Origin of the sequence: Nostoc parmelioides FACHB-3921 (assembly GCF_014696625.1) — a bacterium.
GTDB classification, from domain to species: Bacteria; Cyanobacteriota; Cyanobacteriia; order Cyanobacteriales; family Nostocaceae; genus Trichormus; species Trichormus parmelioides.
Map to the genome: position 1 here is coordinate 51,835 of NZ_JACJQL010000011.1, position 13,720 is coordinate 65,554.

9 protein-coding genes are annotated in these 13,720 nt (G+C 42.9%); 8 read left to right on the top strand and 1 reads right to left on the bottom strand.

Annotation, left to right across the window (positions count from 1 at the left end; all coding sequences use genetic code 11):
- Nucleotides 1-302: 302 nt before the first annotated feature.
- Together tkt and H6G14_RS09985 are read left to right on the top strand one after the other, a co-directional pair.
- Nucleotides 303-2,315 carry a transketolase gene (tkt, locus tag H6G14_RS09980; RefSeq protein ID WP_190567295.1) on the top strand — a complete coding sequence of 671 codons (2,013 nt, stop codon included), beginning with the start codon at nt 303-305 and terminating at the stop codon, nt 2,313-2,315.
- 412 nt (nt 2,316-2,727) lie between these two features.
- On the top strand, nt 2,728-3,750 hold the full coding sequence (locus H6G14_RS09985; RefSeq protein ID WP_190567296.1) for a CsgG/HfaB family protein: 1,023 nt from the start codon (nt 2,728-2,730) through the stop codon (nt 3,748-3,750).
- A gap of 88 nt (nt 3,751-3,838) precedes the next feature.
- Here H6G14_RS09985 and H6G14_RS09990 read toward each other — a convergent pair whose 3' ends face one another.
- A complete protein-coding gene (locus tag H6G14_RS09990) occupies nt 3,839-6,961 on the bottom strand; it encodes a M10 family metallopeptidase C-terminal domain-containing protein (protein ID WP_242053396.1) in 3,123 nt (1,040 codons plus the stop codon).
- 534 nt (nt 6,962-7,495) lie between these two features.
- Between H6G14_RS09990 and H6G14_RS09995 the strand changes: the two genes are divergently transcribed.
- The 6 genes from H6G14_RS09995 to devC all read left to right on the top strand — a co-directional run bounded on the left by H6G14_RS09995 (nt 7,496) and on the right by devC (nt 13,718).
- Nucleotides 7,496-9,310: an aspartate kinase gene (locus H6G14_RS09995; protein ID WP_190567297.1), complete on the top strand. Its 1,815-nt coding sequence runs from the start codon at nt 7,496-7,498 to the stop codon at nt 9,308-9,310.
- A 65-nt stretch (nt 9,311-9,375) separates the two neighbouring features.
- On the top strand, nt 9,376-9,792 hold the full coding sequence (locus H6G14_RS10000) for an element excision factor XisH family protein (RefSeq protein ID WP_190567298.1): 417 nt from the start codon (nt 9,376-9,378) through the stop codon (nt 9,790-9,792).
- A complete protein-coding gene (locus H6G14_RS10005; RefSeq protein WP_190567299.1) occupies nt 9,780-10,124 on the top strand; it encodes a XisI protein in 345 nt (114 codons plus the stop codon). The genes H6G14_RS10000 and H6G14_RS10005 overlap by 13 nt, the downstream gene beginning before the upstream one ends.
- A gap of 400 nt (nt 10,125-10,524) precedes the next feature.
- Nucleotides 10,525-11,127 (top strand): TetR/AcrR family transcriptional regulator, encoded by a 603-nt coding sequence (locus tag H6G14_RS10010; RefSeq protein WP_190567300.1) that lies wholly within the window; start codon nt 10,525-10,527, stop codon nt 11,125-11,127.
- A gap of 41 nt (nt 11,128-11,168) precedes the next feature.
- Entirely contained in the window at nt 11,169-12,458 is a 1,290-nt protein-coding gene (locus H6G14_RS10015) for an ABC exporter membrane fusion protein (RefSeq protein WP_190567301.1), read from the top strand.
- 93 nt (nt 12,459-12,551) lie between these two features.
- Nucleotides 12,552-13,718 carry an ABC transporter permease DevC gene (gene devC / locus H6G14_RS10020; protein WP_190567302.1) on the top strand — a complete coding sequence of 389 codons (1,167 nt, stop codon included), beginning with the start codon at nt 12,552-12,554 and terminating at the stop codon, nt 13,716-13,718.
- The last annotated feature ends 2 nt before the right edge of the window (nt 13,719-13,720 follow it).

Genomic DNA, 13,720 nt, shown 5'->3' on the forward strand with positions numbered 1-13,720 from the left:
GAAATCAACCAGCTAAAAGTATCATAGATATCATTCCCGACCCAGCCAAGGGTTCAGCGTGACCGGATTCTTGGCTTGATAAATTACCACAACCTCAGGAGATCCCGCTTGTCCATCGACAATCGGGAATGGGATGATGAGGATAACGTAGGGGAATGAAAATCAGTTGTCATTTATTCAGTATCAGTCATCAGTAGTAAATCCTATCTTGATAACTGTTAACTGTTAACTGCTAGCTGAGAAAAATAACCCCAGTAAAAGTAGCTTGAAGAGTGCTAACCCGTCGTTAAGAACAAGAGATTATGGCTGTTGCAACCCAATCCCTCGAAGAACTTTCTATTAATGCGATTCGTTTCTTGGCTGTTGATGCCATAGAAAAGGCAAAATCGGGACACCCCGGACTACCGATGGGCGCGGCTCCAATGGCTTTTGTGCTGTGGAACCGCTTTATGCGGTACAACCCGAAAAATCCCAAATGGTTTAACCGCGATCGCTTTGTTTTGTCTGCTGGTCATGGTTCCATGTTGCAGTATGCCCTGCTCTACCTGACAGGCTACGATAGCGTCAGCATCGAAGATATCAAGCAATTCCGCCAGTGGGAATCCAAAACCCCCGGACACCCAGAAAACTTCATGACCGCAGGGGTAGAAGTCACCACCGGGCCACTAGGCCAAGGTATTGCCAATGGTGTTGGTTTAGCGATCGCAGAAGCTCACCTCGCAGCTAAGTTCAACAAACCTGATGCCAAAATTGTTGACCATTATACCTATGTAATTTTAGGCGATGGTTGCAACATGGAAGGCGTTTCTGGTGAAGCAGCCTCTTTTGCTGGACACTTGGGATTAGGTAAACTGATCGCCCTGTACGACGACAACCACATTTCCATCGATGGTTCTACAGATGTAGCCTTTACCGAAGATGTTTCCAAGCGTTTTGAATCCTATGGCTGGCACGTCATCCATGTTAAAGATGGCAACACCGATTTAGAAGCAATTCACAAAGCTATTGAAGAGGCAAAAGCTGTCACCGATAAGCCCACCATGATTAAGGTGACAACCATTATCGGTTACGGTTCCCCTAACAAATCTAATACTGCGGGGGTTCACGGTGCAGCATTGGGTGGAGACGAAGTAGCCTTAACTCGTCAAAATCTGGGTTGGCCACACGACCCATTTGTTGTTCCCGAAGATGTCCTCAACTATACCCGTAAAGCAGTAGAGCGCGGTGCAGGCTACGAATCTGACTGGAACAAAACCTACGCAGATTACAAAGCTAAATATCCCCAAGAAGCGGCTGAATTTGAGCGTTACTTAAGCGGCAAACTGGCTGATGGTTGGGATAAGGTACTACCATCCTACACCCCCGAAGATAAAGGACTTCCCACTCGTAAGCATTCAGAAACCTGCCTCAACAAGTTGGCGGCGGTTCTACCTGAACTCATTGGTGGTTCGGCTGACTTGACCCATTCCAACCTCACCGAAATCAAGGGCAAAGGCGACTTCCAAAAAGGACAATACCAAAACCCCAACATCCACTTTGGTGTCCGGGAGCATGGTATGGGCGCAATCTGTAACGGTATTGCCCTGCATGGTTCGGGATTAATTCCCTACGGCGCTACCTTCTTAATCTTCAGTGATTATATGCGCGCTCCCATCCGTTTATCTGCCCTGTCTCAAGCCGGTGCAATTTGGGTCATGACCCACGACTCTATCGGTCAAGGTGAAGACGGCCCCACCCACCAACCAATTGAAACTCTGGCCTCACTCCGTGCTATTCCTAACCTGACAGTAATTCGTCCCGCCGACGGTAATGAAACCTCCGGCGCTTACAAAGTAGCAATTGAGAGAGCTAAGAACAACGCTCCCACTTTGTTGGCGTTTACTCGTCAAAATGTTCCCAACTTGGCAGGTACATCGATTGATAACGTAGCTAAGGGCGGATACATAGTTGTAGATACCGATGGCACACCAGATTTAATCCTGATTGGTACAGGTTCAGAATTGAGCCTCTGTGTCACCGCAGCCGAGAAACTCAAAGCTGAAGGCAAGAAAGTTCGTGTAGTCTCCTTGGCTGCTTGGGATTTGTTTGATGCACAAGATGCAGCTTACAAAGAATCAGTGCTACCAAAAGCTGTCACCAAGCGTTTAGCCGTAGAAGCGGCTAGCAGCTTCGGCTGGCACAAATATATTGGTAGTGAAGGTGATGCTGTAACTATCGATCGCTTCGGTGCTTCTGCTCCTGGCGGCGTTTGTTTGGAGAAATTTGGTTTTAGCGTTGATAATGTATTAGCTAAAGCTAAACAATTGTTGGGTTAATAGCAACAGAATATTCTCTTACATTAATCATTGGGTAGGCATGATGCCTACCCTTTTTTTATGGTGCTGTGCGTGTCAGTTGCCAGTTTTTAGTTTAGGAATATTGATCATCAAGATAGTTGCTAACAATGCCAAAATATTGGCATAAAAGTGCAAAATCATGATTAATGATAATTTATAATATGTGTTTGGGTGCTGTAGCGATAAAGATAATCAACTTCATGAAAAATTCACATATTAGAATTTTTCATCTTTCCGCATATATACAACTCCTATTGGATTTTTACTGGCGTAGTCTGTGTTGACGCTGAAAAATTCCAAATAGACGAGACTTTTTTTGTTCCCTATTTATGCAAGTAATTTCAAACAGAAAAGCGGAATAGCATAACATTTACTTAATTAGGCTCAACAGATGAATCAAAGCAAATTATGTCAAAATAAGCCTATAATTTTGGGCTTATGTTTACCTGCGATCGCTGCATATTTCACCCTAAATACAGGAACCTTTTCTCTACAATCAGCTAATGCCAAAGAAACACAATCTTTCCAACTAGCACAACAAAGCAGTTCCCCATCAGAAAAAGTCAGAATTGCCGTTCTTGATTTTGATTTTAGTAGCGTCAGTAATCCCAGTTACTTATCACTTTTTCCCGCAGGTAGTAAGGGTGTCAGTGACATCCTCGTCAATCGGTTAGTGAAAAGCGGTAATTTTGTTGTCGTAGAACGTAGCCAATTAGAAGCTATTTTAAAAGAACAAGATTTAGGTGATTCTGGACGAGTTGATGCTAGTACAGCAGCAAAAATTGGCCGCATTTTAGGCGTTGAGGCGGTTGTCATCGGCTCAGTGACTCAATTTGACGTTCAACAACGGCGCTCTGGAGGTGGCTTTTTAGGATTTGGTGCAGCGAGTACCGATACGGATGCTTTGGTCAAGTTGAATATTCGTGTAGTCAATACAACTACAGCCGAAATATTATTTGTCGCTGAAGGTAATGGGAATGAGAGCCAGTCCGATACTCAAGTCAGTGTATTGGGTATTGGTGGAGGTTCCTCTACCAGCAACGAAGGCAAATTACTCACCAAAGCCACGGAAAAAGCGATCGATCAAGTCATCACTGAATTGAATACAAAATCCACCAATTTAGCCGCTTTACCAAAAGCCTTACCCAGTGTTAACGCCACTGTAGCCGATGTCACAGGAAATACTGTGATTTTAAACAAAGGTAAATCAGACGGTTATCGAGTCGGGATGAAACTTTCCATTGAGCGAGTGACAAAACAAGTGAAAGACCCGACCACAGGTAAAGTTATCCGCAGTGTTACTCAACCATTAGGCATGATTCAACTAGTTGACGTGGATGCTACATCTAGCGTTGGGAAAATCACCACTGGCGGTAAATTCAAAGTAGGCGATATTGCTAAACCTGCACAATAGAATCTTACTTGGATGATGGGAGCGATCGCCTTTTCTTAATGAAAAACAAGATACCCGACTTTTTTGAAAAGTCGGGTATCTATGATGGCTAGGCAATTAAACTAAAATCGCTGCTACTTAAAGTAATATCAGGATTACCTAAACGAGCAAACTCAAACACTGTACCCGTACCCAAAACATTACCGTCTCGATTGTAGAATAAGCTACCACTACCTTGGCTATAGACAATCCGCGCACTACTAGCGTTAACAAATTCATCATCACTGACAACGGCAAAATCAGTTAAAGCCTGTCCTGCGCTATTAGTAACAGCATTAAATGTAGCTTTACTCAACACAATTTGGTCTTGTCCCACATCAAACTGGCTAATGTAATCAACCCCTAAGCTGGAACTAAAAACACCACTACTTTGGAATAGATATTTATCCTGACCCGTGCCACCAGTCAAAATATCATCCCCCAATCCACCCCAGAGGGTATCATTTCCAGCTAATCCTTGCAGTTGGTCGTTTCCGTTACCACCACTTAGGATATTATTTAAAGCATTACCAGTGAGCCTGTCATTACCTGTACCACCTGTAGCATTTTCGATGACGTTATTAGCAGAGAGAATCAGTTTGAGGTTGCTATTCACTGTTTGTGATGTATTCACGCCCAGATTCACCCTGACAGTAGCCGTACTACCACTGAAGTCAATAGTATCAATACCACCTGTAGCGGTTTCTGTAATCGTGTCCGTTCCCAAGGCAGCATTAGCTACAAAGGCATAAGTATCATTTCCCGCGCCACCAGAAAGAATATTATTGCCACTATTACCTGTGAGGATATTATTTCCCGCATTACCTGTACCGTTAATTGCTGCTGTTCCTGTGAGGGTGAGGTTTTCCACATTGGTTGTCAAAGTGGTAGTCACAGAAGCACTGAGGGTATCGGTAATAGTTGTGGTAACAGTATTGGTTGTCCCAAGAGTAGCATTGGTGGGAGAAGTCAGCCTGAGTGTAAAGGTTTCATTTGCCTCATTAACTGAATCATTGAGAATAGGGATATTGATGACTTTACTGGTTTCCCCTGGATTGAAAGTCAGAGTTCCTGTTGTGCTTGTATAGTCCGAACCTGCTGTAGCTGTACCATTAGCGGTGGCATATTGGACGGTGATAATTTGACTGCTGGCTTGGGAAAGAGTAACGGTATATGTAACGTTTTGAGGACTGCTATTACCTTCGACTATGGTTTGGCTACCACTGAGATTGATAGTAATGCCAGTAGGTGAGGTATCATCATTAGTAATGGTTCCAGTGACGGCTGTTGTTGTACCGACTGTATAACCTGTGCCGCTTGCTAAAGTTAAAGCAACGGTTTCGTTACTTTCGACGGTGGTGTCTGCGGTGGGATTAATCGTTAAGATGGCTGTACTCGCACCCGCAGCAAAGGTAATTGTACCTGTGGTAGCAGTGAAACTAGCAGCACCAGTTTGAGCGTAGTCGGTGTTGAGGGTAGCTGTCCCAGCAACGTTATAGTTAACAGTTAAAGCGTTGGTTGTGCTGCCAGTGCGGGTAAAGGTATAGATTAGATTGGGGGTTCCGTCTTCGGTAACGCTAGCGGGAGATACAGCTAGGGTGATAGTTGGTGAGGTATTACCAATGGTTATAGTTTGATCTGAAAATTGTATTTGTTCAACTTCACGTAATGTATCTACGCCATCACGATTAGCCACTGTATCGGTAACTGTAAAAACACCCCCACTACTAGTTACTTGATATTGAGAACGAGTACCTAAATAAACAGCGATATCATTACCAGCCCCACCGTAGAATGTATCATTACCAGCACCACCCTCAAAACGGTCGTCACCCTGTTCACCAAACAAGACATCATTACCATTAAATCCTCTGAGGGTATCATTACCTAAACCACCGAATAACTGATCTGCGAAGTTAGTACCCTCGATAGTTTCGTTGTTGTTAACAGTGTTAGTGTTGAAGATGAAATCACTAGCTTGTAGTAGGTTGGGATTAATGTTATTGAGTTTGATTTGTGATTGAGAACCATTGAAGAAGGTAGTAATTAAGGCATTATTCTGACCATCATTACTAATGAGTGTTTGCAATGTAGCCCAATCACTAATATTGAGGCTTCTGACATCTATTTTGTCTTGTCCTTGGACAAAATCTATGACTACATCATTGTCTTGCTGCTGTTCCAAGTTAAAGACATCGTTACCAGCACCACCATAGAAAGTATCATCACCTCGACCACCTTCAAAACGGTCATCACCTTGTTCACCAAACAAGACATCATTACCATTAAATCCTCTGAGGGTATCATTACCTAAACCACCGAATAACTGATCTGCAAAGTTGGTACCCTCAATAGTTTGATTGAGGTTAACGGTGTTGAAGATGAAATCACTAGCTTGGAGTAGGTTCGGATTGATATTCAGTAGTTTGATTTGTGACTGAGAACCACTAGAAAAAGTAGTAATTAAGGCATTGTCTTGACCATCATTACTAATGAGTAATTGCAGGGTAGCCCAATCATTAATATTCAGGTTTCTGACATCTATTTTGTCTTGTCCACGCACAAAATCTGTAACTACATCATTGTCTTGCAACTGTTCCAAGTTAAAGACATCGTTACCAGCACCACCATAGAAAGTATCATCACCTCGACCACCTTCAAAACGGTCATCACCTTGTTCACCAAACAAGACATCATTACCATTAAATCCTCTGAGGGTATCATTACCTAAACCACCGAATAACTGATCTGCAAAGTTGGTACCCTCAATAGTTTGATTGAGGTTAACGGTGTTGAAGATAAAATCACTAGCTTGGAGTAGGTTCGGATTGATATTCAGTAGTTTGATTTGTGACTGAGAACCACTAGAAAAAGTAGTAATTAAGGCATTGTCTTGACCATCATTACTAATGAGTAATTGCAGGGTAGCCCAATCATTAATATTCAGGTTTCTGACGTCTATTTTGTCTTGTCCACGCACAAAATCTGTAACTACATCATTGTCTTGCAACTGTTCAAAGTTAAAGACATCGTTACCAGCACCGCCGGTTAAAGTATCATCACCCCGACCACCTTCCAAACGGTCATTTCCACCTAGCCCAGAAAGTGTATCATTACCATTGAAGCCTTGAATAATATCGTCGCCAGAAGTGCCGCTTAAATTATCGTTGCCGTTTGTTCCTGTAGTAGCCATATTTGTACTGTCCTGTTTTGGGTTGGAAAATCGTGCGAATGCGTAGAGACTTTGCAATGCAAAGCCTTAAAAATCTTGGTTAATTAGTTTTACCGGTAAATTCTCGCATCTTTTTCCTATTGTGGCAAGACAAATGTATCCAGCAATCATACATAAGTTACGAACCAAAAAAAGATACCGGACTTCTTGAAGAAGTCCGGTATCTGAGCCTCTGGATATTTACGTGTTTTCTTAATGCCTAATTTTTAAATCTATATGTCGATATCGCAGGCGATCGCACCCACAATTTTTCTGTTAAACATAAAATATTTAGGCATATTTAGCACCAGGTAGCTCCTCCTTGCAGGGGAGAGGTACTCTACGAGAAGCGTTCCGCGCTATGGAGAGGGGTTTTAAGAATAAGTCGCACATCGCGTTAACTTATTGCCTGTATATTGCACGATGTTTAGTACACTAGATTACTAACAAGCCTTCAAGCCTTCCTAACGCGGCGGAAGCATGGAAACAAGTAGGCAACTTGGTTAGATAAAAGTTATGGCGCTTATAGTTCAAAAGTTCGGTGGTTCATCTGTCGGTTCAGTAGAACGTATTCAAGCAGTGGCACAGCGTGTCTACAAAACAGTGAAAGCAGGAAATTCACTGGTTGTAGTGGTTTCTGCAATGGGCAAAACCACCGATGGACTCGTCAAACTAGCTAATGAAATTTCTCGCAACCCTAATCGTCGGGAAATGGATATGTTACTCTCCACAGGGGAACAAGTCACCATTGCCCTACTCAGTATGGCATTGCAAGAACTTGGACAACCAGCGATTTCCATGACCGGCGCTCAAGTAGGCATTGTGACGGAAGCCGAACATACCCGCGCCAGAATTTTACACATCGAAACTGAACGAGTAGAAGGCCATATTAAGGAAGGTAAAGTAGTTGTAGTCGCTGGTTTTCAAGGTATATCTAGCAATGGCTCACTAGAAATCACCACTTTGGGACGTGGTGGTTCCGATACATCAGCAGTGGCTTTGGCAGCAGCATTACAGGCGGATTTTTGTGAAATTTATACAGATGTACCAGGGATTTTAACTACAGACCCCCGCATAGTACCTGAAGCCCAGTTAATGGGTGAAATCACCTGTAATGAAATGCTGGAGTTGGCAAGTTTAGGGGCAAAAGTGTTACATCCCCGTGCGGTGGAAATTGCCCGTAACTATGGTATGCCTCTGGTGGTCAAGTCTAGCTGGACAGATGACCCTGGTACATGGGTAACTACACCAAAACCCCAAGGGCGATCGCTCATCAATTTAGAACTAGCCCGGCCAGTGGATGATGTAGAACTTGATACAGACCAAGCTAAAGTCGCTCTGTTACGCGTACCCGATAAACCAGGAGTAGCAGCAAAATTATTTGGGGAAATTTCCCGTCAAAAAGTAGACGTAGATTTAATTATTCAATCAATCCATGAAGGGAACAGTAACGACATCGCCTTTACTGTCACCACACCTATATTAAAACGAGCAGAAGCCGTAGCCGCCGCGATCGCCCCGTCCCTCCGCAGTCCATCTCATCCCAAATCAGACGAAGCTGAGGTGATGGTAGAACAAAACATTGCCAAAGTCAGTATTGCTGGTGCAGGGATGATTGGTCGTCCTGGGGTAGCCGCCAAAATGTTCGCCACCTTAGCCGAAGCCGGCGTAAATATTCAAATGATTTCCACCAGCGAAGTCAAAGTTAGTTGTGTTATTGATGCCCAAGACGGCGATCGCGCTATTATCGCCCTCCGTAAAGCCTTTGAAATTGAAACTCCCCTCCACTCCCCCACCCCCCCTTCCCTCTCCACTCACAACTCCCCTCCCGTTCGCGGTGTCGCCTTAGACTTAAACCAAGCCCGTCTGGCGATTCGTCAAGTCCCAGACCGTCCAGGGATGGCGGCGCAACTGTTTGGTATTCTCGCCCAGCACAATATCAGCGTAGACATGATCATTCAGTCTCAACGTTGTCGCATTGTTGATGGTGTTCCCCGCCGGGATATTGCTTTTACAGTCCCCCGCATGGATGGGGAAACTGCCCAAAAATTGCTCTGTCAAGTAGCCCCAGAGTTGGGTTGGGGTGATGTGGTTTTGGATAGTGCGATCGCTAAAGTTAGTATTGTCGGTGCGGGGATGGTAGGTCAACCAGGTGTAGCCGCCAAAATGTTTGAAGCATTAGCTAAACACCAAATCAACATTCAAATGATTGCCACTTCCGAAATTAAAATTAGCTGTGTTGTCTCTCAAGAACAAGGTGTACAAGCTTTGCAAGTCATTCACACTGCTTTTGAGTTAGCAGGTACCGAGAAATTTGTTGTACCTGCGTAGTTGCTGAGTTTGGGCTAATTTAACTCATGATTTTAACGATAGAAAGGTTGATTTATAGTTAAACTATGCCCAAGCTAGACATCATCCACAACTCGGTAAAAAATGCACTAATCAACGATGGCTGGTCGATTACAGATGACCCCTACATCATTCAGTATCGAAGAACCGTGTTGTATGCTGATCTTGGTGCTGAATATCCAATTGGAGCTGAACGATCTGGGCAAAAGCTGGTTGTGGAAGTAAAAAGCTTTATTGGCGCATCAAAGATACAGGATTTGAAAGAGGCACTTGGTCAGTACGATATCTACCGCTATCTTCTAGAGGAAACAGCACCAGACCGTAAGTTGTATATCGCTATCAGTACAGTTGCATACAACTCCTTCTTTATTCAGGACGTAACTCAACTTATTCTCAATAAACATCAACTTCCAATTATTGTTGTAAATTTAGAGACAGAGGAGATTACACAATGGATAAATTAACCGATTATCCTAAATTAATTCAGCGCATTTTGTCTGAATATATAGAACTGAGTAACCGCCATTCAAATCCAGATATTGAGACATTTTTGATTGTGGATGAATCTAAAGCTCAATATATTTGGATGAATCTCGGCTGGCAAAATGGCGAGCGTGTTACTGGTATGACGGTCTATGTGCGGATTCGTGATGGTAAGTTTTGGATCGAAGAAGATTGGACTGAAGATGGGATCGCAACTGATCTAGTTCGTTTAGGTGTTCCTAAAGAAGACATTGTGCTAGCATTCCATGAGCCTAGTATGAGAAAGTATACAGATTTTGCTGTAGTTTCATGATGTGTGGAATGCAGGGGTTGGTTTTGAAGGGCAGCCCGACAACTTTGTTGATTAGATTCAATTCAACCCCTTGGTCTATTGCGAAATTTTCTAGCAATCTCTGAACAAGATCACTATATATAGCGATCGCACTCTCTGCCCAAAGTAAACTTTATTTCTATTCGGTTGGTATTTTCAGTAGCCTTGACAGTACTGGAAAGCTAGAATACATTAAGAAATGTATAGCAATTTAATATTGACTTAATATTTTTCCTGCAACAGAAAGCTTTTTCTGATATCACTTTCTAGTCACAATAATATCCTCCGACCAAAAATAAAGCCTTTGAAAGCTCTCACTTGACGACCGAACAAAAACAGATATTATTAAATAACGAGCGTTCGATATAAATAATCCGTAATTATGCCTAAAATTGTTGATCATGACCAATATCGGAAAGAACTGCTCAGTAAATGCTTTGATTTATTTGCTGAAAAGGGTTACGGTTCCATCACCATGCGGCAGATTGCTCAAGGTTTAAATGTTTCTACAGGTACGCTGTACCATTACTTTCCTAGTAAACAAACGTTGTTTGAGCAATTAGTAGAAGAAATAAGTCAACAAGATGTGAGTGCAGCATTAGCTGAGATGGATGGAGCCGAAACCATAGAAGAGGCGATGACAGCTTTAGGTAGATATTTGATTAAACATGAAGATTACTGTATTAAATGGACGTATGTTTGGGTAGATTTTTGCCAAAGTCAAGATGTAAAAGAAGTACAGAAAAATATTGTATTCAAACGTGTTAATCAACGATATCAGCAAGCTGTTTGTGACTTTTTAGGTATTCAAGATACAGCGATAGCGACCTTTGTTTTGAGCTTGATTAATGGCTTAATTTTAGAAAAACTTTGGTGCAACCAGACAATTAATTTTCCAGAACAATGTGCTTTATTAGGTAAAATGCTGACGCTTTATTTAAAAAATAATCAAACAAATAAAATTGCCAACTCTTATCTTAATTGATTTCATTTTTCGGTTAAATTAACTTATTTTGTGAGGAGAAAATGAGTCAAAAACTATTATTTAAGCCTGCTAATCAAGGGGTAATTGCACTAGTAATTGCAGCTACCGCCATGACATCGGGAATTGTTTTGTATGCAGTTAGTCAGTTCGGGCAAGTTAGTAAAACCAGTGCATCCGATGCTGTACCAACTGAGGCGATCGCTCCCAAGATAACTGCTTTGGGTAGACTAGAACCAGAAACAGAAGTGATCAGCTTATCTGCACCATTGGCCTTAGATGGCGATCGCATCGCTCAAATCCTAGTGGAAGAAGGTGAGGAAGTGCAAACTGGACAAGTAGTCGCAATTTTAGACTCTCGCGCCCGCTTGCAAACCGCCGTACTCCAAGCCGAAAAACAAATACGCGTTGCTCAAGCCAAACTGAATCAAGTCAAAGCTGGAGCCAAAACTGGTGATATTCGCGCCCAGCAAGCTAGTGTAGAACGCTTACAAGCCCAATCCCAAGGCGATAGAACAGGACAACAACAAACAATTGCGCGGATAGAAGCACAATGGCAAGGTGACAAAATCGCCCAAGAAGCCACAATTAGGAAGATAGAAGCAGAGCTGAAAAATGCCGAAGCCGAGTATCAACGCTATCAGCAGCTTTACTCAGAAGGGGCAATTTCTAGTTCAGCAATTGATACCAGACGCTTGAGTGTGGAAACTGCCAAAGAGCAACTAGACGAAGCCAAAGCAGTGCTGAACCGGATTAATTCCACTGCTAGCAAAGAACTAGCGGAAGCCAAAGTTGCACTGAACCGCATTAACGCCACCAGTAACAAGCAAATTAGCGAAGCCAAAGCCACACTCACCAGTATTGCCGAAATTAGACCAGTGGACGTGCAAGCAGCACAAACAGAAGTTGAAGATGCGATCGCTTCCCTCAAACGCGCCACAACCGATTTAGAAGCAGCTTATATCAGAGCGCCACAAGCGGGACAGATTCTCAAAATTCATACCCGTGTCGGCGAAAAAATCAGTGATGACGGCATTGCTGACTTAGCACAAACCGACCAAATGTTAGCTGTTGCCGAAGTCTATCAAACCGACATCGGTAAAGTGAAACTGGGACAGCCAGCAGTCATTACCAGCCAAGCCTTTGGTGGCGAATTGCGAGGAAAAGTTTCTCAAATCGGCTTGCAGGTAGGACGACAAAACGTATTTAGCAACCAGCCTGGAGAAAACCTAGATAGCCGAGTCGTTGAAGTCAAAATTCGCCTCAACCCTGAAGACAGCAAAAAAGTTGCAGGTTTCACAAACTTGCAAGTACAAACAGCAATCGAACTTTAAAAAGTGCAGAGGATTAGGAAGTAGTGAGAAAACAGTTGACTGTTGACTGTTGACTGTTGACTGTTGACCAATGACTAATGACTAAATAAAATTATGTTGTCTCAAATGTTTCGTAAAACTCCGCTAGCTTGGCGGCAGTTAATGAAGGAAAAGACTCGGTTAGCGGTTGCAGTTGCTGGTATTACTTTTGCCGATATGCTGATGTTTATTCAGCTAGGGTTTGAAAGTGCGCTGTTTGATGCGGCTGTTAAACCTCACCGCAATTTACAAGCGGATTTGGTGTTAATTAATCCTCAATTTCAAACTTTGTTTTCAGTCAAGAGCTTTTCTAGAGAACGGCTATATCAAGCTTTAGGTTATGAGGGTGTACAGTCAGTAACTCCCCTTTACATAGGTACTGGACAGTGGCGTAATCCGGAAACTCGTCAGGATCGAGCCATCTTAGTATGGGGTATAGATCCGGCTGCATCTGCTTTTAAATTTCCCGAAATCCAACAAAATCAAAATCAAATTAAACAGCTAAATCAAGTCTTATTTGATCAAGCTGGTCGTCCAGAATATGGAGCCGTGGGTGATATATTCAAAAAAACCAACAGCTTTCAAACAGAACTCAATAATATTGGCGTTAATGTTAGCGGTGTGTTTAGTAATGGAGCCTCTTTTGCGGCTGATGGTAACGTCATTGCTAGCGATTCCACATTTTTAAGACTATTTCCCGAACGCAAACCAGAGCGCATTGAAGTGGGATTAATCACCCTCAAACCGGGAGTAGATAAAGAAAAAGTGCGATCGCAACTAGCCGCAGGCCTACCCAATGATGTCAAAGTCTTGACTCCCGAAGGGTTTGCCCAAACTGAAAAAGAATACTGGGCAAACGGTACTGGGATTGGTTTCATTTTCGGGTTAGGTGTGGGAGTAGGTTTTATTGTCGGTATTGTGATTGTTTATCAGATTCTCTACTCTGATGTTTCTGATCACTTGCCAGAATACGCCACCCTCAAAGCTATGGGCTATACAGACCGCTATCTGTTAGTAGTCCTACTGCAAGAAGCATTGTTATTAGCCTTCCTTGGTTATCTCCCAGCTTATATCTTGTCTTTTGGGCTATATCAAATTACTTATGCTGCAACCATGTTGCCCATAGCCATGAAGCTAGAACGAGCAATCACCGTATTTATTCTCACTATTATCATGTGTACCGCTTCCGGTGCGATCGCTATGCGAAAACTCCGCTCTGCTGATCCTGCGGATGTGTTTTAGTC